The sequence below is a fragment of the Stenotrophomonas sp. B2 genome, from assembly GCF_014947095.1.
Lineage (GTDB): Bacteria > Pseudomonadota > Gammaproteobacteria > Xanthomonadales > Xanthomonadaceae > Stenotrophomonas > Stenotrophomonas maltophilia_P.
The window spans coordinates 12,353-33,701 of sequence record NZ_JADCQA010000009.1; the positions used below are offsets into that span (position 1 = coordinate 12,353).

Below are 21,349 nucleotides of genomic sequence, written 5' to 3' on the forward strand. Positions count from 1 at the left end.
GCCCGCGGCCGGCGGATGCCGGTCACCGTTCCAGGCGTAGGGGGCGCCTGGTTGTCGAAATCCCGAACGGAGCCTGCCCATGTACCACTCGTCCCTCAACCGAACCCTGCGCTGTGCCGGCCTGCTGCTGCCGATCGCGCTGCTGGCCGCCTGCGGTGGCCACAAGAAAATGGCCAAGACGGAAACGCCTGCCGAAACCCCGGTGGTGGAAGTGAAAACCCCGGAACTGGATGGTCGCGGCAGTTACCGCTTCCTGATGAGCGACGGCGACAGGAAGATGACCGCCGACGAGTTCGATGCATGGATGAAGGCCAATGGCATCCGCGTCGCCCGTGGCAATGCCCAGGACGCTGCCGCCAAGCCGGTCGTGGTGGCCAGCAAGGATGAGCCGAAGGACAAGAAGAAAAAGAAATGACGCGCATTGCGCGTCATTCCGGTAGCGCCGGGCCGTGCCCGGCGAGCGCATGGCGCGGCTGTCGGGAAACCGCCGGGCATGGCCCGGCGCTGCCCCTCGGGGCGATCAACCCTTGATCACGCCCAGCTCGACGCCGATGCGGGAGAAGGCGTCGATCGCGCGGTCCAGCTGCTCGCGGCTGTGCGCGGCGCTGATCTGGGTGCGGATACGTGCCTGTCCCTTGGGCACCACCGGGAAGAAGAAGCCGATCGCATAGATGCCTTCCTCTAGCAGGCGCTCGGCGAACTTCTGCGCCAACGGTGCGTCGTACAGCATCACCGGGCTGATCGGATGCACGCCCGGCTTCACGTCGAAGCCGGCGGCGGTCATCTTCCCGCGGAAGTACGCGGTGTTCTCGGCCAACCGGTCGCGCAGGTCGTCGGCGGCAGCCAGCATCTCGAAGGCCTTGATGCCGGCGGCGACCACATGCGGCGGCAGCGAGTTGGAGAACAGGTACGGGCGCGAGCGCTGGCGCAGCAGTTCAATCACTTCGGCGCTGGCGCAGGTGAAGCCACCCAGTGCGCCCCCCATGGCCTTGCCCAGAGTGCCGGTGATGATGTCGATCTTTTCCAGCACACCCTTCACTTCGGCCGAGCCACGACCGGTGGCGCCCAGGAAACCCGTGGCATGGCATTCGTCGATGTGCACCAGCGCGTTGTACTTCTTCGCGAGCGCGGTGATCTCGTCCAGCGGTGCAATGAAGCCGTCCATCGAGAACACGCCGTCGGTGGTGATCAGCTTGGTCCTGCAACCGGCGGCGTCGGCGGCCTGCAGCTGCGCTTCCAGGTCGGCCATGTCGCAGTTGGCGTAGCGGAAGCGCTTGGCCTTGCACAGGCGCACACCGTCGATGATCGATGCGTGGTTCAGTGCGTCCGAGATGATCGCATCGTTCTCGCCGAGCAGCGGCTCGAACAGGCCGCCGTTGGCATCGAAGCAGGCCGCATACAGGATGGTGTCCTGCTTGCCGAAGAAATCGGCGATCTGTTTCTCGAGCTGCTTGTGCAGGTCCTGGGTGCCGCAGATGAAGCGCACCGAGGCCATGCCGAAGCCGTGGGTATCCAGAGCATCCTTGGCGGCCTGGATCAGGTCGGGATGATCGGCCAGGCCCAGGTAGTTGTTGGCGCAGAAGTTCAGCACCTTGCGGCCATCGGCCAGCGTGATCTCGGCCGATTGCGGACTGGTGATGATCCGCTCGGACTTGAACAGGCCCTGGGCGCGGATGGCGTCCAGTTCCTCGGCATAGTGGCGGGTCAGGGCGGAGGAGGCGTCGGTCATGGCGTGGGCACGGCTCAGCACGGGAAACCGACGATTCTACCGGGCATCGATGGCTGGCGACCGACGACAGGCAGGCCCCGCCATGGCCGGCACATGTTGCAATGCAATAGCAAACGGGTTAAAAAATCGTGAACCGGCCCGTTCTGGCTCCGGTTCCCGCAACTGCCCTGCACGCCACCGCCCCCCACCGGAGACGACCATGAAGCACGCTCGTGCCTGCCTCGCCCTTGCCGCCGCCCTGACCCTGGCCCCGTTTGCCGCCAGCGCTCAGGACAGCGAATCGCCGTACAGCTGGAACGTTACCGCCGTGTCGGATTACCTGTTCCGTGGTGTGTCGCAGACCGATGAGGATCCCACCCTGCAGGCCGGTTTCACCTATACCAGCCCGGTTGGCCTGTATGCCGGTGTCTGGGGATCGGGCGTGGACTTCGGTCCGGGCGACCCGAGCGTTGAAGTGGATTACCAGATCGGCTACGGCGTCGACGCCACCGAGCGCGTGAACTTCGATGTGCTGCTGAACCGCTACACCTACCCCGGCGCCAGCGAGCTGAACTACAACGAGCTGATCACCACCACCACGCTGGATGACACCTACAAGCTGACGGTGGCCTACAGCAACGACGTGTGGAACAGCAGCACCGATGGCTGGTATTACGCGCTGGGCGGCGAGTGGGGCCTGCCGCAGGATTTCACGCTGAGCGCCAGCGTCGGCCGCAGCACCTTCGAAAAGGGTATTGCCAAGGATTACACCGACTGGAACGTTGGCGTGGCCCGTACCTGGGGTCTGTTCACCCTCGGCCTGGGCTACTACGGCACCGACGGCAACGGCCGCGACAACAGCGGCAAGCTGGCCGACAACCGGGTGGTGTTCACGGTGGCGGTAGGCCAGTAAGCGGCGCATGACATCAAACGAAAAAGGCACCCCTGGAGGTGCCTTTTTCGTGTCTGGCGTCGGGCACTCTGTGGGCCGGCCAACGGCGCGGGGACAAAGTGAGATGCGGGGGAATCAGGCGGTCGCGCCGGAGGCGCGAGTGATCAATTCCAGCTCAGTACCACCTTGCCGGCCTTGCCTTCTTCCATCAGGTCGAAGCCCTTCTGGAAGTCGTCGATCGGCAGCTGGTGGGTCATCACCTTGCCGAGCGGGAAACCGGACAGCACCAGCTGCGTCATCTTGTACCAGGTCTCGTACATCTTGCGGCCGTAGATGCCCTGCACGGTCAGGCCCTTGAAGATGATCTTGTCCCAGTCGCAGCCGGCACCCTTGGGCATGATGCCGAGCATGGCGATCTTGCCGCCGTGGTACATGCAGTCGAGCATGTCGTTGAAGGCGCGCGGATTGCCGCTCATTTCCAGGCCCACGTCGAAGCCCTCCATGTGCAGTTCCTTCATCACGTCCTTCAGCGAGGTGTTGGTGACATTGACCACGCGCGTCGCGCCCATGTCGGCGGCCAGCTTAAGGCGGAAGTCGTTGACGTCGGTCACCACCACGTTGCGCGCACCGATGTGCTTGCAGATGCCCGCAGCGATGATGCCGATCGGGCCGGCGCCGGTGATCAGCACGTCCTCGCCGATCACGTCGAACTCCAGCGCGCAGTGCGCGGCGTTGCCGTACGGGTCGAAGAAGGCCGCCAGTTCGGACGGAATCTGGTCGGGGATCGGCCACAGGTTGCTGGCGGGCATCACCATGTACTCGGCGAAGGCGCCATTGACGTTCACGCCGATGCCGACGGTGTTCGGGCACAGGTGCGGGCGGCCGCCACGGCAGTTGCGGCAGTGGCCGCAGACGATGTGGCCTTCGGCCGAGACGCGCTGGCCAACCTCATAGCCGGTCACCGCCGAGCCAAGCGCGGCGATGCGACCGACGAATTCGTGGCCGATGGTCAGGCCCGGCTTGATGGTGCGCTGGCTCCACTCGTCCCACAGGTAGATGTGCAGGTCGGTACCGCAGATGGCGGTCTTTTCCAGCTTGATCAGGACCTCGTTCGGGCCCGGGGTCGGCACCGGGACCTCTTCGAGCCAGATGCCCTTGGCCGCTTCGCGCTTGACCAGGGCCTTCATCGTTTGCTGCGCCATCGGGGTGGAACTCATCAGGGGGAAAGCGCGGATTATAGAGGTCTGCGCGGAATTCCAATGTTGCGCTGCGGGCGCGCTGGCGGAACGAAAGGCGTGCGCCGGCGGGCGTTTCGAACGTGACCGGCGTGCTCGCCGGGCATGGCCCGGCGCTGCCGGGAAATCGGGCGGCTCGCGCTCGCGGGGCATGGTCCCGCGCCATCGGGAAATCGTGCGGGTAGCGCCGGGCCATGCCCGGCGGGCCCGCGGCCATGACTTCCGGGGTTCGGGACAGGGCAGGGGGGCGGGCTACAATCGAAGGTTCCACTACCAGGGGCCGCTCCATGCGCTCGAACCTGCTTGCATTCTCCGTCGTCGCCAGCCTTGGGCTGGTCCAGGTCGCCCATGCCGCCGAAGGCATGTGGGTACCGCAGCAGCTGCCGGAGATCGCCGGCCCGCTGCAGAAGGCCGGCCTGAAACTGTCGCCGGAACAGCTGTCCGACCTGACCGGCGACCCGATGGGCGCGGTGGTGGCGCTGGGCGGCTGCACCGCCAGCTTCGTTTCCCCGCAGGGCCTGGTGGTCACCAACCACCATTGTGCCTACGGCGCGATCCAGCTCAACTCCACCGCCGAGAAGAACCTGATCAAGGAGGGTTTCAACGCGCCGACCCTGAAGGACGAACTCAGCGCCGGTCCCAACGCCCGCGTGTTCGTGCTGGACCGGATCACCGACGTCACCGACCAGGCCAAGGCCGCCATCGCCGCCGCCGGCAAGGACCCGCTGGCCCGCACCCGTGCGCTGGAAGCGTTCGACAAGGCCCAGACCGCCGCCTGTGAAGCCGACGCCGGTTTCCGCTGCCGTCTGTACAGCTTCTCCGGCGGCAATACCTACCGCCTGTTCCGCAACATGGAAATCAAGGACGTGCGCCTGGTCTATGCGCCCCCGGGCAGCGTCGGCAAGTTCGGCGGCGACGTCGACAACTGGATGTGGCCGCGCCACACCGGCGACTTCTCGTTCTATCGCGCCTACGTGGGCAAGGATGGCAAGCCGGCCGCGTTCTCGGCCGACAATGTGCCGTACCAGCCGAAGCACTTCCTGAAGTTCGCCGACCAGCCGCTGGGCGCGGACGACTTCGTGATGGTGGCCGGCTACCCGGGCCGCACCAACCGCTATGCGCTGGCCGGCGAATTCAATGAAACCGCCGAGTTCACCTACCCGACCATCGCCCGCCATTACAACGAAGTGCTGGCGCTGATCGACAAGGCCGGCAAGGCCGACGCCGACGTCAAGGTCAAGTACGCCAACACGGCGGCCAGCATGAACAACGTGGCCAAGAACTACGTCGGCCAGCTGGAAGGCTTCAAGCGCATCGACGCGGCCGGGCAGAAGCGGGCCGAAGAGGCCGCCGTGCTGGCCTGGCTGAAGCAGCAGGGCGCAGCCGGCAAGCCGGCCCTGGCCGCACACGCCCAGTTGCTCAAGCACCTGGATACCAGCAAGAGTACCCGCGAGCGCGATCTGTTCGTCGGCCAGTTCAACAACACCTCGGCCGTGGGCGCCGCGCTGTCGCTGTACCGTCTGTCGATCGAACGCGCCAAGCCGGACGCCGAGCGTGAAGCCGGTTACCAGGAGCGCGATCTGCCGACCCTGGAAGGCAATCTGCGCCAGATGGACCGTCGCTACGTCGCCGGCATGGACCAGCAGCTGCAGCAGTACTGGCTGGACCAGTACGTCGCGCTGCCGGCGGCACAGCGCAACAACGAGGTTCTCAACCAGTGGCTGGGCGGCAGCGATGCCGGGGCCGTCAACGGCCTGGTGAAGAAGCTGGCCGGCACAGGACTGGGCAGCCTCGATGCACGCCTGAAGTGGTTCAAGGCCGACCGTGCTGCCTTCGAGGCCAGCACCGATCCGGCCATCCAGTACGCCGTGGCCGTGATGCCGGCCCTGCTGAAGCAGGAAGAACAGAGGAAGATCCGCGAAGGTGAATCGCTGACGGCCCGTCCGCTGTACCTGCAGGCGGTGGCGGACTACAAGAAGAGCAAGGGCGAGTTCGTCTATCCCGATGCCAACCTGTCGCTGCGCATCACCTTCGGCAATGTCATGGGCTATGGCAAGGACGGTGTCCAGTACACCCCGTTCACCACGCTGGAAGGCGTCGCGGCGAAGGAAACCGGCGTCGATCCGTTCGACTCGCCGAAGGCCCTGCTGGATGCGGTCAAGGCCAAGCGGTATGGCGGCCTGGAGGACAAGCGGATCGGCTCGGTGCCGGTGAACTTCCTGTCCAACCTGGACATCACCGGTGGCAACTCCGGTTCGCCGGTGCTCGATGCGCACGGCAAGCTGGTCGGCCTGGCCTTCGACGGCAACTGGGAATCGGTCAGCTCCAACTGGGTATTCGACCCGGTGATGACCCGCATGATCGCGGTGGACAGCCGCTACATGCAGTGGATCATGCAGGAAGTGGCCCCCGCGCCGCAGCTGCTGAAGGAATTGAACCTGGCGCAGTAAGGTTCATGCTGGCGCCGCCGGGCCATGCCCGGCGGAATCCGTCTGCAATCCCGAAACCCCGCGATCCCCGTCGCGGGGTTTTTTCATGTCCCGACCGGTGCGATGCGCCGAACAGGTATCATCCCTGTTCCGCGTACTTCACAGGATGTGAACGAAACGCGGCCATCTCCTCCCCCCAGGACTCCTTGCACGCATGCGCATCCTGCTTGCCCGCCACGGTGAAACCCCGTGGAACGCCGAAGGCCGCTACCAGGGCCAGATCGACATCCCGCTTTCGCCCATCGGCGAAGCCCAGGCCCAGGCGCTGGGCGCCCGCCTGGCATCCGTGGACATCACCCGTGCGGTGGCCTCGCCGCTGTCGCGCGCGCAGCGCACCGCCCAGCTGGCCCTCGGCGCCGACCGTGCCGGCACGCTGCAGACCGAACCGGATCTGCAGGAAATCGCCCATGGCGAGTGGGAAGGCCTGCTGGCCAGCGAGATCAACGAGAAGGACCCGTCGCGGTTGAAGGCGTGGCGTGAGGAACCCGATACCGTGCTGATGCCGGGCGGCGAGTCGCTGCGTCTGGTGCTCGAGCGCAGCTGGCGCGGCCTGGCACGCGCCAGCGAGGGCCTCGGGGAGCACGACACGCTGCTGGTGGTCGCACACGATGCCGTCAACCGGGTGATCCTGTGCAGGGTGCTGGGCCTGCCGCTGTCGCGGCTGTGGACCTTCCGCCAGGCACCGACCACGTTGAACCTGCTTGAAGGTCCGGACCTGGAGAGCCTGGAGGTCGTGCGCCTCAACGACTGCGCCCACCACACCCCGTTCTTCGGCGAAGCCAAGCACCGCGCCCTCTGATCCCTGTCCACATCGAACCACCCTGCTTCTGCTGGAACCGCTGCCGTGACGAACCTGCCGACCACCCTGGCCGAATGGCTGGATTACATTGAACGCCAGCACCCGGCGACGATCGACATGGGCCTGGAGCGCGTCCGCGCCGTGGCCACGAGGATGGGACTGGGCGCGCCGGCCAAGCGCACCATCGTGGTCGGTGGGACCAACGGCAAGGGCTCCACGGTCGCCTTCATCGAGGCCATCGGCCGCGCTGCAGGCTGGAAGGTGGGGGCCTACACGTCGCCGCACCTGCTGCGCTACAACGAACGCGTGCGCATCGATGGGCAGGATGCGGAGGATGCCGCTCTGGTGGCGGCATTCAACGCCGTCGAAGCTGCGCGTGGCGACATCACCCTGACCTACTTCGAGTACGGCACGCTGGCCGCCCTGCAGCTGTTCGCGGGGGCGGCGCTGGATCTGGCGGTACTGGAAGTCGGGCTGGGCGGGCGTCTGGATGCGGTCAACATCGTCGACGCCGACGTGGCCGTGATCACCACGGTGGACATCGACCATGCCGAGTGGCTGGGCGAGGACCGTGAAGCGATCGGTGCGGAAAAGGCCGGCATCATCCGCGGCTGGAAACCGGTGATCCTGGGCGAGACCGACCCGCCGTCGAGCGTGCTGGCACGGGCCTATCTGCTGGGCGCGAACGCCATCCGCGGCGGCAGCGACTACTTCTACGAGCCGATCGATGCCCAGCGCTGGCGCTGGCGCGATGTCGGCCTGCGCATGGAACTGCCGACCCCCGCGCTGGCCGGTCCGATCCAGCTGGCCAATGCGGGTGCGGCCATTGCCGCGCTGCGCGCGCTGGACCGGCCGCTGCCACGCGCGGCGTGGGCGGCTGGCATCGCCGCCGCCCGCATCAACGGCCGCCTGCAGGCATTCGATCGTGATGGCGTGCAGGTGCGGGTCGATGTGGGTCACAACCCGCAGGCGGCTGGCCAGCTGGCACGCGCGCTGAAGGCCGAAGCTGTCCCGGGCCGGACCCTGGCGGTCTATGCCGCGTTGCAGGACAAGGATGCGGAAGGCGTGGTGCAGGCGCTGCAGGATGTGGTGGACGAGTGGACGCTGGCCGGCCTGGAAGGTCCGCGCGGACAGAGTGCGCAGCAGCTGCAGGCACGCCTGCACGGCACCGCTGCGGTTACCGCACGGCTGGTCGGCACTGTCGAGCAGGCACTGACGCAGGTGCTGGCACAGGCCCAGCCAGGCGACCGCGTACTGGTATTCGGTTCGTTCCACACGGCCGCTGCGGCCCTGCAGTGGTTGCAGCCCGCGCCCTGATCCACGTTCAGCCAACGCCGACGCCGTCCGGTCCGGCACCCGTATAATCGACCGCAACCCCCGGACAGTTGCCTGCCTCACGTGGATACGCCTCTGAAACAGCGATTGATTGGTGCCATCGTGCTGGTGGCACTCGCCGTGATCTTCCTGCCGATGCTGGTGAAGGGGCCGGCGCCGGACAGTGGCGTCGCCAGTGTGCCGATCGCAGCGCCCAATGCGCCCGCCGACGGCCAGTTCGAGACCCGTGAGCTGCCGCTGGTCGCCCCGGCCGGGGGGGCCACCGGCCTGCAGAGTGGCCAGGCCGCACCGCTGCAGGACGCAGCCGCGCCCGCCACGCCGCCGACCGTGGACACCTCGCCGGCGGTGGCTGCCGGCAACTATGCGGTGACATTCGGCGCCTATGGCAGCAAGGCCGACGCCGATGCGGTGATCGCCTATCTGAAGCGTTCGCAGCTGCCGGGCTTTGCCGAGGCGGCGACCATCAACGGCCGGCAGGCGTGGCGCGTGCGCGTCGGACCGTATGCCGATCGCGCCCAGGCCGAGGCGGCCCGCCTGCAGGCGGTGAAGATCCGCTCCGACGTCCATGCCGAGGTGATCACGCTGGATGCGCCCGCAGCTGCGGCTGCACCGGCCGCCGCTGCTGCGGCGCCGGCGGCACCGTCGGCCAGCACCCCGGCGGCGGCGTCCACGCCGTCGGCCACGGGCAACCCGGTGCGCAGCGAGAGCCTGCCGCCCAGCACGCCGGTCGCCAAGCCTGAAGCACCGAAGGCAACGGCGACGCCGGAGGCGACGAAGCCGGTCGCCAAGCCCGAGCCGAAGCCGCAACCGCAAACCCCGGCCGCGCCGGCGGCGGGCGGTGTTGGTTTCGCGGTCCAGCTGGGGGCGTTCGGCCAGGCCAACGACGCCAACGCGCTGCGCGACAAGGTGCGCGCTGCCGGATTCAGTGCCTTCGTCGAGCAGGTCCGCACCGAAAAGGGCACCCTGCATCGCGTGCGCGTCGGGCCGGTGGCCAACCGCGCCGATGCCGAGCAGCTGAAGGCCCAGGTGGCGGCCAAGGTCGGCGTGGCCGGCATGGTCCGACCGCACCCGTGATCACGCGCGCTGTCCGCCGCTGTCGTCGGCAGGAGCGGGCAGCGTGATCGACATCGTGCTGGGCGTGCTGATCGGTGCGTCGGTGCTGTTCGGCTTCATCCGCGGTTTCGTCGGCACGGTGGTCGCGCTGGTGTCCTGGCTGCTGGCCGGCTGGATGGCGTTCACCTTCGGCAATGAGGCATCGCACTGGTGGGCGGCGCCGCAGCCACCCGGCACGGGTCACTATCTGGCCGGCTATCTGGGGGTGTTCGTGCTCACCGTGGTGGCGGTCGGGCTGGTCGGGCTGTTGCTGAAGGCAGCGATCAAACTGACTCTGCTGGGCGGCGTGGATCGCCTGCTGGGCGGTGCCCTGGGCCTGGTCCGCGGCCTGTTCTTCGCCAGCGTGCTGTTGCTGCTGGCCGGTTTCACCGCGTTGCCGGCTGAGCCGGCATGGCAGCAGTCGCAGGTGCGGCCGTTGCTGCAGCCGGCGGTGGCCTGGATGCAGGCCCAGCTGCCGCAGCTGGACGGCATGCTGCCACAGGCGCTGCCGCTGGACGGCCTGCTGCCGGGGGCACTGCCCTTGCCCCTGCTCGAGAATGCCCCCACCTCCTCGCAGGTATTGGGCAAGCCGGCGCCGACAGGCGATAATGGCGTTCTCAACGAGGTAGTGGCGGGCGGCGGATGGCCGCGGCCCGTGGACGTGGAGCGGGAGCCCCGGCCGGCCCCCACACTGCCCAGCAACATCGAGCCGGCGCCCGCGCGTCCGGCCCGGCCCGCGCCTGCCGCGGGCGGGACCCCAGGCCAGGCACGGCCACCTTCCTTGTAACTGGGCACAGCCCAGCGGAGACCTCGCACCATGTGTGGCATCGTCGGAATCGTCGGCAACCAGAACGTCGCCGGGCAGTTGTATGACGGCTTGACCGTCCTCCAGCATCGCGGCCAGGACGCGGCAGGCATCGCCACCGCCAACGGCAGCCGCCTGCGGGTGCAGAAGGCCAACGGCCTGGTCCGCGACGTGTTCGACGCACGCACCATGTCCACCCTGGAGGGCAGCGTCGGTATCGCCCACGTGCGGTATCCCACGGCCGGTTCGGAAGGCATGGACGAGGCGCAGCCGTTCTACGTCAATTCGCCGTATGGCATCGCCCTGGCGCACAACGGCAACCTCATCAACACCGAGGCTCTGCGCCAGCAGGTGTTCGAGCAGGACCGCCGCAACGTCAACACCGATTCGGACAGCGAAGTGCTGCTGAACGTGTTCGCCTACGAACTGGAACAGCAGCGCCAGCTCAGTCCGGAAGCCGCCATCCGCGCGGTGGCCGGGGTGCATCGTCGCTGCAAGGGCGGCTACGCGGTGGTCAGCGTGGTGCTGGGCCTGGGACTGGTTGCCTTCCGCGATCCGCATGGCATCCGTCCGCTGGTGCTGGGCAAGCGCAGCCATGCCGAGGGCGACGAGTACATCGTCGCTTCCGAATCGGCCGCACTGGACGTGCTCGGCTTCCAGCGCGTGCGCGACGTGCAGCCGGGCGAAGCGCTGGTCATCACCGCGCGTGGCGAGCTGTTCTCGGAAATCTGCGCCGAACCGGCCGAGCATACGCCGTGCATCTTCGAGTACGTGTACTTCGCCCGCCCGGATTCGATGATCGACAATGTCTCGGTGCACAAGGCGCGCATGCGCATGGGCATCAAGCTGGGCGAGAAGATCCTGCGCCTGCGCCCGGACCACGACATCGACACCATCATCCCGATTCCGGACACCTCGCGCGATGCGGCGCTGGAAATCTCCAATGTGCTCGGGGTGAAGTACCGCGAAGGCTTCATCAAGAACCGCTATATCGGCCGCACCTTCATCATGCCGGGGCAGGGTGAGCGGGTGAAGTCGGTGCGGCGCAAGCTCAACCCGATCCACCTGGAGTTCCGCAACCGGGTGGTGCTGCTGGTGGACGACTCGATCGTGCGTGGCACCACCAGCCAGCAGATCGTGCAGATGGCCCGTGATGCGGGCGCACGCAAGGTCTACCTGGCCAGTGCCGCGCCGCCGGTGCGCTTCCCGAACATCTACGGCATCGACATGCCGGCCGCCGAAGAACTGGTCGCGCACAACCGCAGCGTTGAAGAAATCGAGGCCCACCTGGGCTGCGACTGGCTGATCTACCAGGATCTGGAAGACATGGAAGCGGCCGTGAGCGAGGGCAACCCCGCACTGCGCAACTTCGACTCGTCCTGCTTCAACGGCCACTATCCCACCGGCATCGAACCGGGCTACTTCGAGCGCATCCAGCAGCTGCGTTCGGACGACGCCAAGCACAAGCGCCGCGCCTGAGGCCAAGGGCGTGGTCGAGCTGGCCGACGTCGGTGGCGACCTGCTGCGTGCCGCGCAGCAGTGCCTTGCAGAAGCCGATCCGCTGCGCAAGGTGGCCTTGACCCAGGCCCATGCCGCGGCATTCCGCGCGGGGCGGCTGAAGGTGGCGGTGGATGCGCCGCCACCGGAGCCGATCCGGATGCCGGGCAGGCCGGACCGCCTGGTACTGGTCCATCCGCGCGAGGTGCCGCGGCGTGGCCTCGGTGGCGTGGAAGGGCGCGCCGCCTTCATCCATGCCATCGCCCACATCGAACTCAATGCGATCGATCTGGCCTGGGATGCCGTGTATCGCTTCCGCGGCCTGCCCGCAGCCTTCCATGCCGACTGGGTCAGTTGTGCCGATGACGAGTCGCGGCATTTCATGCTGTTGCGTGAGCGCCTGCTGGCACATGGCCACGACTACGCCGACTTCCCTGCGCATAACGGCCTGTGGGAGATGTGCGAGAAGACCGCACATGACGGCCTGGCACGCATGGCGCTGGTGCCCCGCGTACTGGAAGCGCGTGGCCTGGACGTGACACCGGGCATGATCGACAAGCTGCGCAACGTCGGCGATGGCGAGACCGCGGATGTGCTGGAGATCATTCTGCGCGAGGAAGTGGCGCACGTCGCCGCAGGTTCGCGCTGGTATCGGTGGTACTGCGAACGTGCCGGCGTCGAACCGCGCGCACGCTTCAAGGCACTGCTGGTCGAGTTCGCAGGCGGTTACCTGCACGGTCCGTTCAACCTGGAAGCCCGCCTGCTGGCCGGTTTCGATGCCGACGAACTGGCCAACCTGGTCGAACAGGCCGGCTGACCGGCAACGCGGGAGCCCAGTCCCGCCCTGCGCGGGTGCGTCTCATGTGTTCGGCAGCACCACCCGCTTGCCATCCACGGTGGGGCGGTTGATGTAGAACAGGCCGGGACCGGGTCGATACGGCAGCTCGCTCACGCCGGCATCGGCCGCATAGGTCAGCGCGGTATCGCCCAGTGCGTCGAAATTCCAGTGTGCCGACTGCATCAGGTAGCGCCTGCGCAGCAGTGCTTCCTGGGCCGGGGTGAGGGCCTGGCCGGCCATCAGCCGGCGCGCGATCGGCAGCAGTGCGTCGGGCAGTTCCCAGCCGGCAACCGCGTTGGCATCTGCGCGCCAGCGTACGCCGGCGGCGATGGCCTGCTGCTGCATCACCTGCAGGGCCACCAGCTGGTAACGCCAGTCGATGCGCCGACGCAGCACCACTGCCGCGGTGACGTACAACGCCGGCGACAGCAGCACGCTGCGGCTGCCGGCGCGACGTTGCTGCTGCCACTGGTGCCAGACATCGACCCACACTTCCTTTTCGCCCAGCCCGAGCTGCTGCCGCCAGCGTTCGGCATCCGCCTGCGCCTCGGCGTACACCGTCGTGGCCTGAAGCTGTGCCAGCGGGGGGACCTGGTAGTCGGCCACGCCTGGCCGGCGCAGCTGCTGCCGGCGTGGGCGACTGAGCAGCTTCGGTCCTTCCTCTGTCTGGTTGTAGCCACCGCCGATGTTGGCGTGCACGCCGGGCAGTGCGATCTCCATGTGCGCTGCGGCCACCCGCGTGAGCGGGTAGTGCTGGCGATGTTCGTCGCGCGCGACCAGCTGCACGACACGTCCGGCGATGTCGGCGGCGAGGGCGACGCGTGGTCGCTCATCGGCTCTTCCCCCGCTTACGGCGACGACCGTGTCGAACAGGCCGATGAAGCGCAGCAGCGGCCGTGCCGGCGCGAAGCCGGCGGCGCACACCAGCCCCGCGTCCTGCAGCAGTTGCTGCCAGCGGGCCGTATCCCAGGCCTGCAAGCGGTTGGCGGCATCGCGCGCCGCCGCCGCCCCGCGCGAGTATCCGAACAGATCCAGCTGCACGCCCTGCACGGGCCTGTGCCAGCGCGCGGACACGCTGGTCAATGCTGCCGGCAACAGCTCGTTGAGCGCGCGCTCGACCTTGGCACGCACACCGCTGGCGCCGATGCCGAAGGCCAGTCCCAGCAGATCGTCTTCGGCATCATCGCGGGTGCCCACCCCTTCCACGTAGATGGCCAGCGAGGGGAACGGCAGCGTCTCCTGGCGGCTGTCCGGATACAACCGGTGCAGCCGTGCGACGTTGGTCAGGCCATTGTCGTAGCTGCTGGTCAACCGGCTCTGATAGGTCGAATCATCGTCGGCGCGCAGCACGGCAGGGCGGGGTTGCGGCACCTGGACGTGTCCGCGCGCCAGGTTGTGCGCGTTGTTGCGGGTGCCATCGAAGAACAGACCAATCCGCAGCACGGCGGCATCGTCATGGGTGTCCTGCGCTGGTGCCATGTGCATTCCCCGTCGTGGCTACGTCACGGTAGCGCGAAAGCGGTGTGTTGGCGAAGTGTAGCGACGCTGTTGACCTGACTGAACGCAGATGCGGTCGATCACAGATCCAGATTCTCATTCCCACCGCCTATTGAATTCACACGACCTGCGCAGGCCAGATGGCCGGACCCGACACAACGGGTCGTGCTGCATCACTGCTGTTCACTTCATTCAAGGAGCGACGAAATGATGTCCAGATCGATTGGCAAGACGGCGGGTGGCCTGTTGCTGGGAATGTCGGTGGTTGCGGCCGCCGGTGCTGCACCGTTGTTCGAGCCGGTGACGGTACTCAGTCGTGCATCGGCAAGCAGTGAACCTGCGCTGGGCCGGTTGCTGGCGACGCCGTCCACGGCCGCCGTGCAGGAGGTGCGGGTCGATGCCGCTGCCACCGCGCAGCCGCAGCTGGAGTTCGAGCTGCTTGGCCAGCGGGTGCAGGCGGTACGCAGCAAGGTCGAAACGCTGCCCGACGGCGGCTCTGTCTGGTACGGCCAGCTCCGCTCCGCGTCGGGCAGGCTGCAGGCGGCCACCTCCAATGGACAGGATGACCCTGGCAATTCGGTGATCCTGGTCCGCTCCGGCGACACGCTGACCGGCTCGATCCGCAAGGACGGCAAACTCTACCGGTTGCGTCCGCTCGGCAACCGCCACGTCCTGGTGGAAGTGGATGAATCGCGGATGCCGGCCGACCACCCGGCCGACTACAACCAGTTGCCGAAGATTCCGCTGCCGGCCGATGACCGCATCGGCATTGCCCAGGCGTCTTCGGGAACGCCGGCGACCATCCGCGTACTGGTGGTGGCCACCAATGCCGCCGTCGCCGCCTATGGCGGCAACATGCAGTCGCTGGTGCAGCTGGCGGTCGCCGAGTCGAACCAGGGCTACACCAACAGCAATGTCGGCCTGACGCTGCAGCTGGCCCGCTACGAGACCACCAGTTACAGCGAATCCGGCGACTTCAATACCGATCTGGCACGTTTCCGCGGCACCAGCGACGGCTACATGGACAGCATCCACAGCAGCCGCAATACCTACACGGCCGATGTCGGCGTGCTGCTGATCAACAACGCGTCGTACTGCGGCCTGGCCTCGGGCATCGGCTCAAGCGCATCCACCGCGTTCGCGGCGGTGTACTGGGATTGCGCGACCGGCTACTACTCGTTCGCCCACGAGATCGGCCACCTGCAGAGCGCGCGGCACGATCTCGCCAACGATCCGAGCACGTCGCCGTACGCCTATGGCCATGGCTATCGCTATGAGCCGTCCAGCGGTACCGGCTGGCGCACCATCATGGCGTACAACTGCACCCGCAGCTGCCCGCGCCTGAATTACTGGTCCAATCCGAACATCAGCTACAACGGCATCCCGATGGGCACTGCCAGCACCGCCGACAACCAGCGCGTGCTGGTCAATACCAAGCACACCATCGCCGGCTTCCGGTAACCGGCACCCGGGGCGCACGACCCGGGGTCGTGCGCTGCCGTGGATGGACGGGCCTCAGGTCAGCGAATCCAGCGTCCAGCCCTCTGGGGTCACGCGCAGTACCGAGCCCTGCTCGTACCAGTCACCCAGAACGATGCGGGTGCAGCTGCGTCCGCCGGCCTGCAGCGCATGGATTGCGGGGCGGTGGGTGTGGCCGTGGATCATGGTGTCCACGCCGTGACGGATGAAGGTGGCCTCCACTTCGGCCGGGGCCACGTCGGTCACTGTCTCGAACTGCGCGCGATCGCCCTGTTTCATTTCCGACTGCCGTGCCTGGCTCGCTTCACGGGCCTTCTGTGCGAAGGCAATGCGTGCGGCCAGCGGTTGCGAGAGGAACTGCGCCTGGAATGCCGGATCGCGCGTCTGCGCGCGGAACTGCTGGTAGGGAATGTCGTCGGTGCACAGCAGATCGCCGTGCTGCAGCAGCACCGCACGGCCGTACAGCTCGATCACGCACGGGTCGGGCAGGATGCGCAGACCGGCACGGCGTGCGTAGTCTTCGCCAAGCAGGAAATCGCGGTTGCCGCGGATGAAGTACACCGGCACGCCGCTGTCGGCGAGCGTCCTCAACGCGTCCGCCACCGCATCGGCGGCGGGTGAGGGCGTGTCGTCGCCGATCCAGGCCTCGAACAGATCGCCCAGGATGTACAGCGCGTCCGCGCCGGGCGCCTGTTCGCGCAGGAAACGCAGGAACAGGTCGGTGATTTCCGGACGGCTCGGGTCCAGGTGCAGGTCGGAAATGAACAGCGTGGTCATGCCTGCATTCTAGGTCATCCCGGATACCGGTAGCGCCGGGCCGTGGCCCGCCAGCGCGGCGGCGGTGGCCCTCACACCGGCAGCGGCAGCCAGGCCAGGCTGGCCGACGCCAGCAGTGCGGCGATGCCGGTGGCGGCCAGCACATCGCTGGGGTAATGCAGGCCCAGCACGACCCGCGACAGGCCCACGCCGAGGGTGAACGGCACCAGCAGCGGCGCCAGCCAGGGGTAATAGGCCAACGCCACGATGGTGAACGACACCGCGTGCAGGGTATGCCCGGACGGGAAACTGAACTCGTCCAGCGGGGCCACCCAGGCCCGGATGCGCAGATCCGCGGCATACGGGCGGGGGCGCCGGGTCCAGCGCTTGAGGCCCTTGTACAGCAGCAGCGCGGCCAGGCCGGTGGCGGCCATGTGCACCGATGCGCGCAGCCCGTCGAAGCCATCGATCGCCACCAGCACACCCATCAGCACGTACCAGAACACGCCGTCGCCGAGCCGGCTGATGATCGAGAACAGACGGCGCACGCGGCGGCGCCGGCAATAGTGGTTCGCCCGCCGGCACAGGCGTGTTTCGCTGCCGCGCAGCAGTTCAAGCGGCGTGGTGCGCATGGCCAGTCCTCCGGGTGTTCGCCAGCTCGGCCAGCAGCGCATCGAACTCGGCCACCACCTGCTGCGGATGCAGCCGCTTCATCGCCCGTGCGGCCTGGCTGCCCAGTTCGCGGCGCAGCGTGTCATCGCTGGCCAGCTGCACGGCCGCTTCGACGAATTGCTCGTCGTTGTCCACGGCGGCACCGTTCTCGCCGTTGCGCAGGTACTCACGCGCCGCGCCGTAATCGAAGGCCACCGTGGCCAGGCCGCTGGCCATGCTTTCCAGGGTCACGTTGCCGAAGGTCTCGCTGCGGCTGGGGAACAGGAACAGATCGCCGCTGGCGAAATGGCGGGCCAGCGCTTCGCCGCGCTGGATGCCGCAGAAGATGAAGTCGGGGTTCTCATGCGCCAGCTTCTCCCGTGCGGGCCCGTCGCCGACCCAGACGAAGCGTGCCTTCGGCCGTATCTGCTGCAGGCGGCGGAACGCCTTCACGGCCAGTCCGAGGTTCTTCTCGGCGGCGATGCGGCCAACGTAGATCGCTGCCAGGCCGTTGCCGTCGATGCCCCATTCCTCGCGCAGGGTGGGGTCACGCCGGCCCGGGTCGAACTGCTGGCTGTCGACCGCGCGGGCCAGCAGCCGGACGCGCTCGAAGCCCTGTTCGGCAAGGAACTGTTGGAGCTCGCGGGTGGGCACGAGGGTGGCGTCGGCCTGGTTGTGGAAGCGGCGCATCCAGCGCATCGCAGCGGCCTGCAGCCAGGCGACCCCGTAGTCCGGCAGATACTCGTCGAAGCGGGTGTGAAAGCCACTGGCTACCGGGATGCCGAGGCGCCGCGCGGTACGCAGCGCCGACCAGCCCAGCGGGCCTTCGGTAGCGACATAGATCGCATCCGGGCGCTGCTGCTGCCAGTGGCGACCGAGCCGGATCGGGGCCGGCAGGCCGAACCGCAACCCGGGATAGCGGGGCAGGGCGGCGCCGGGCACCAGCAGGGTACCGGGAGCGGAATCCAGCGCTTCACTGGCCTGGCGTGGCCGGATCAGGTCGATCTCGTGCCCGGCCGTCCGCAGGCCCTGTTCCAGTCCCTGCACGGTCAGTGCGACGCCGTTGACTTCCGGCGGATACGTCTCGGTGACGATGGCATAGCGCATGGCGGGCCTCCGGTTTCCCGGCATGCTCGGGCCTGGCGATGTAGCCGACATGACGGCTTGGCGACACAGGCATGACAGACGCGCAGGAGTGCCGGCGGCGGGGCCGGGGCCAGAAAAAACCACGGCCCCGAAGGGCCGTGGTCGTGGAGCGTCGCAGTGCGATCGATCAGAAGCGCTGCTGGTACTTCATGTAGATGAAACGACCGATGTCGTAGCCACCGTAGTACGAGAACGCGGAGTTCGGCTTGCTGTACATGATCGGGCCGGACTTCTCGAACACGTTGTTGGCGCCGACGGCGACGGTCGCATCCCACGGCAGGTTGTAGCGGAACTGCACGTCGTGGAAGGTCACCGAACCACGCTCGTTGTAGTTGCGCGAGCCCTTGTACCACGGTGCATACACGCCCGGATCGGAGCACTCGTCCGGATACAGACCGATGTTGGAGCAGGTCTCCTTCACGCCCGAGTAGTAGCGCGCGGTCCAGGTCACGCCGAAGTCACCCAGATCGTAGCCCAGCGCCAGGTTGGAGCGGACGCGGAAGGCGCTGCCGATGCCGTTGGTGACGATCGGAACGATCGAGCTGTCGTTCGAGGTGCGGTAGGTCGCACTGGACACGTAGGTGGTGGCCGAATTCACGTTGAACTTGCCGAACCGGGTGTCCAGACGGTAGCTCACATCCAGGTCGTAACCTTCGGTTTCCATGAAGCCCGCATTGCGGTTGCCGAACTTCAGGTTGGTCACGATGCCCGTCACCGGGTCACGCTGGAAGCGCGTGCAGCGCGAATCGATGCCTGCTTCGTAGCAGTCCTGCAGGATCTGGGTCGGCGTATCGGCAATGATCGTGTTGTCGATGCGGATCTTCCACCAGTCCAGCGAGGCGTTGAAGCCCTGGATGAAGCTCGGGCTCCAGACCAGGCCCAGCGTCTTGCTGGTCGAGGTTTCCGGAGTCAGCAGCGGATTGGAGCCGGAGGTGAACGGCACCGGCGTGGCATCGGTGGAGGTGTTCACCGGAGTGCCGCCCTGGCGCAGCTGGCGGAAGGTATCGGCATTGGCGATGTCGCGGGCGCAACGCGAACGGACTTCGGCGCTGGAGGCCGAGGAACCGAAGCGGGTGTCGCACGGATCGCTGAACTGCGCGAAGGTCTCGGAGCCACCACCGAACAGATCGTTGATGGTCGGGGCGCGGAAGCCCTCCGCCCAGGTGCCACGCACCATCAGCGAGTCGATCGGCTTCCACTTGAAGCCGAACTTGCTGTTGAGGGTGTTGCCGAAGGTGTTGTAGTCCGAGAAACGGGTAGCACCGTTGAAGCTCAGTTCCTTCGCGCCCGGCAGATCGGCCAGCACCGGAACGTTCACTTCCAGGTAGGCTTCATTGACGGTGTAGTCGCCACCGGTCGGGCCAGCCGCGAGGTTGGTGGTGGCGCCGGTCTGGGCCAGGGCATCCGGGGTGTACTTGCCTTCTTCCTTGCGGCTTTCCACGCCGAAGGCGAAGCCGAGGTCACCGGCCGGCAGGGTCACGATGCTGCCCGCGATGCTGGCGAAGAAGTTCTTGGAGGTGGTGCGGCCCTTGGTGATCTCATCCGGGAACAGCCACGCCTGCAGTTCTTCGTTGCCATAGATGCCATCGGCAGCGGTGGTGCCGTACGGAACCAGCGGGTTCCACGGCTTGCAGACGTCGTAGGAGATCGGAGCAGCGGCCGTGCCGCACTGCACCTTGCCGGTGGCGGCGTTGAAGAAGGACGGACCTACGCCGGCCGCGACGCGACCCTTGTGCAGGTTGCCGGTCGCCACCGATTCCAGCTCGTTGCGGTTGTACTGGTAGCCCACTTCCCAGTCGAAGTAACGCTCGCCGATATCGAACGAGCCGTCGAACGACGCCACCGCGCGGTAGGTCTTCAGCTCGCTGGTGGTCACGCGCGGCACTTCCCAGGTGCGGCGGTTCCAGGCCACCGCAGTCGGGGTGGCGAAGCCGTGCTGGTTGCCGAACGGGTTGAAGTAGCTGTCGATCGACATGGAGCCGACACCGGCGGTGCTCGACTGCAGCGGATAGCCCGCGATCTGGCGGGTGGACTCGCGCTGGTTGTAGCCCAGCTCGGTGCGGAAGTTGACGTTGTCGGTGATCTTGAACCGGCCGTCGAAGTAGATCGAGTCGCGCTTGACCGGGTACATCACGTGCATCTGGTCGTTGGCGTTGCTCACGTCACCGGTGAAGGGCGTGGTGCTGGTGAGGTGGTAATTGGCCGGATTGGTCGGGTCCGTGCCACGGTTGAGCGAGTAGCCACAGCCTGCCGGAGGCGTCGCATTGCAGCCGGGACCGCGCACGCCGGTGAACTGGCCGTACTGGCTGATGGTGGTCCAGTTGCTGCTGTCGTTCGGGTGGCGATCGGTCATGCCGTACTGGCTGAAGCCGCGGTCACGTGCCCACACGCCCTTCTCTTCTGCATGCTCGGCCGACAGGGTCAGCGAGATGCGGTCGTTGTTCCAGCCGGCGACCACGTCGAAGCGGTCGCGCGCGCCGTCGCCCTCGCTGTACTGGCCGTGGTAGACGTTGGCGGTCACGCCGGTGACGTTGGAGCGGGTGATGATGTTGACCACGCCAGCCATGGCATCCGAACCATAGATCGCAGAAGCGCCGTCCTTCAGCACCTCGATGCGCTCCACTGCCGACACCGGCAGGGAGGAAACGTCCTGGTAGCCGGACGTGCTGATGCCCAGGCGCTTGCCGTTGACCAGCACCAGCGTGCGCTGCGTGCCCAGGTTGCGCATGTCGATGTAGGTGCCGCCCGCGTTCTCGCCTGCGGTCAGCGCGTTGGCGCGGCTGATTGCCGGGCTGCCCATCGCGGTGACGTTCTGCAGGATGTCGGCAACCGAGCTGAAGCCCTGGCGCTCGATATCGTTGCGGCTGATCGCGAACACCGGCTGGGCGGTTTCCACGTCGACCTGACGGATACGCGAACCGGTGATCTCGATACGGTCCAGGTTGGTCGGCGAAGCAGTGCTTTCGCTCTGGGCGAACGCGGGCAGTGCCGCCAGCGTTGCAGTGGTAGCCAGGGCATAACGGATCGCCTGCCCCAGGGCGGTGGTACGTGAAGTCATACGAGCTCTCTCTCTCAGGTCGTGCAACGGACGCCAAAAAGGGCGTCGAAGAAGCCGGAAGGTCGTGCGACC

General features: G+C 67.1%; 17 protein-coding genes. 10 read left to right on the forward strand and 7 right to left on the reverse strand.

Translation table 11 applies throughout. The annotated features are described in order from the left end of the window. The first annotated feature begins 79 nt into the window (after window positions 1–79). The gene (locus IMX13_RS11920) at window positions 80–415 is read left to right on the forward strand and encodes a hypothetical protein (protein WP_193396435.1); all 336 of its coding nucleotides are present in this window, start codon (window positions 80–82) and stop codon (window positions 413–415) included. A gap of 105 nt (window positions 416–520) precedes the next feature. Here IMX13_RS11920 and kbl read toward each other — a convergent pair whose 3' ends face one another. Next, window positions 521–1,729: a glycine C-acetyltransferase gene (kbl, locus tag IMX13_RS11925; RefSeq protein ID WP_065175932.1), complete on the reverse strand. Its 1,209-nt coding sequence runs from the start codon at window positions 1,727–1,729 to the stop codon at window positions 521–523. Between the two features lie 199 nt (window positions 1,730–1,928). Between kbl and IMX13_RS11930 the strand changes: the two genes are divergently transcribed. Then, entirely contained in the window at window positions 1,929–2,621 is a 693-nt protein-coding gene (locus IMX13_RS11930; RefSeq protein WP_053520023.1) for a TorF family putative porin, read from the forward strand. Window positions 2,622–2,764: 143 nt separating this feature from the next. On the opposite strand, the gene tdh is transcribed toward IMX13_RS11930, so the two are convergent. Continuing rightward, the gene (tdh, locus tag IMX13_RS11935) at window positions 2,765–3,787 is read right to left on the reverse strand and encodes an L-threonine 3-dehydrogenase (protein ID WP_053520036.1); all 1,023 of its coding nucleotides are present in this window, start codon (window positions 3,785–3,787) and stop codon (window positions 2,765–2,767) included. A gap of 335 nt (window positions 3,788–4,122) precedes the next feature. Here tdh and IMX13_RS11940 point away from each other — a divergent pair, with 335 nt between their 5' ends. From IMX13_RS11940 to IMX13_RS11970, 7 genes are all read left to right on the forward strand, one after another. After that, on the forward strand, window positions 4,123–6,285 hold the full coding sequence (locus tag IMX13_RS11940) for a S46 family peptidase (RefSeq protein WP_193396436.1): 2,163 nt from the start codon (window positions 4,123–4,125) through the stop codon (window positions 6,283–6,285). Window positions 6,286–6,478: 193 nt separating this feature from the next. Continuing rightward, complete coding sequence (locus IMX13_RS11945) at window positions 6,479–7,123, forward strand: histidine phosphatase family protein (protein WP_053519451.1); 645 nt, start codon at window positions 6,479–6,481, stop codon at window positions 7,121–7,123. A 45-nt stretch (window positions 7,124–7,168) separates the two neighbouring features. Further along, complete coding sequence (gene folC, locus IMX13_RS11950) at window positions 7,169–8,440, forward strand: bifunctional tetrahydrofolate synthase/dihydrofolate synthase (RefSeq protein WP_193396437.1); 1,272 nt, start codon at window positions 7,169–7,171, stop codon at window positions 8,438–8,440. A gap of 81 nt (window positions 8,441–8,521) precedes the next feature. Then, entirely contained in the window at window positions 8,522–9,532 is a 1,011-nt protein-coding gene (locus IMX13_RS11955; RefSeq protein WP_111186889.1) for an SPOR domain-containing protein, read from the forward strand. 43 nt (window positions 9,533–9,575) lie between these two features. Next, window positions 9,576–10,337, forward strand: a complete 762-nt coding sequence (locus IMX13_RS11960; protein ID WP_053519448.1) for a CvpA family protein — start codon at window positions 9,576–9,578, stop codon at window positions 10,335–10,337. A 30-nt stretch (window positions 10,338–10,367) separates the two neighbouring features. After that, window positions 10,368–11,834 carry an amidophosphoribosyltransferase gene (gene purF, locus IMX13_RS11965; protein ID WP_065175938.1) on the forward strand — a complete coding sequence of 489 codons (1,467 nt, stop codon included), beginning with the start codon at window positions 10,368–10,370 and terminating at the stop codon, window positions 11,832–11,834. Between the two features lie 10 nt (window positions 11,835–11,844). Beyond that, on the forward strand, window positions 11,845–12,669 hold the full coding sequence (locus IMX13_RS11970; protein WP_065175939.1) for a ferritin-like domain-containing protein: 825 nt from the start codon (window positions 11,845–11,847) through the stop codon (window positions 12,667–12,669). 42 nt (window positions 12,670–12,711) lie between these two features. Here IMX13_RS11970 and IMX13_RS11975 read toward each other — a convergent pair whose 3' ends face one another. Further along, window positions 12,712–14,169, reverse strand: coding sequence for a DUF2235 domain-containing protein (locus tag IMX13_RS11975; RefSeq protein WP_193396438.1), 1,458 nt, complete (start codon window positions 14,167–14,169; stop codon window positions 12,712–12,714). 225 nt (window positions 14,170–14,394) lie between these two features. Here IMX13_RS11975 and IMX13_RS11980 point away from each other — a divergent pair, with 225 nt between their 5' ends. Continuing rightward, the gene (locus IMX13_RS11980) at window positions 14,395–15,648 is read left to right on the forward strand and encodes a M12 family metallo-peptidase (RefSeq protein ID WP_053519444.1); all 1,254 of its coding nucleotides are present in this window, start codon (window positions 14,395–14,397) and stop codon (window positions 15,646–15,648) included. A 54-nt stretch (window positions 15,649–15,702) separates the two neighbouring features. On the opposite strand, the gene lpxH is transcribed toward IMX13_RS11980, so the two are convergent. The 4 genes from lpxH to IMX13_RS12000 form a co-directional block, all read right to left on the reverse strand. Beyond that, window positions 15,703–16,443 carry a UDP-2,3-diacylglucosamine diphosphatase gene (lpxH, locus tag IMX13_RS11985; protein WP_193396439.1) on the reverse strand — a complete coding sequence of 247 codons (741 nt, stop codon included), beginning with the start codon at window positions 16,441–16,443 and terminating at the stop codon, window positions 15,703–15,705. Window positions 16,444–16,514: 71 nt separating this feature from the next. Next, the gene (locus IMX13_RS11990) at window positions 16,515–17,054 is read right to left on the reverse strand and encodes a phosphatase PAP2 family protein (RefSeq protein ID WP_053519442.1); all 540 of its coding nucleotides are present in this window, start codon (window positions 17,052–17,054) and stop codon (window positions 16,515–16,517) included. Beyond that, window positions 17,035–18,180, reverse strand: a complete 1,146-nt coding sequence (locus IMX13_RS11995) for a glycosyltransferase family 1 protein (RefSeq protein ID WP_065182471.1) — start codon at window positions 18,178–18,180, stop codon at window positions 17,035–17,037. Before IMX13_RS11995 ends, IMX13_RS11990 begins: the two co-directional genes overlap by 20 nt. 166 nt (window positions 18,181–18,346) lie before the next feature. Further along, window positions 18,347–21,277, reverse strand: a complete 2,931-nt coding sequence (locus IMX13_RS12000) for a TonB-dependent receptor (protein WP_053519440.1) — start codon at window positions 21,275–21,277, stop codon at window positions 18,347–18,349. Window positions 21,278–21,349 lie beyond the last annotated feature (72 nt).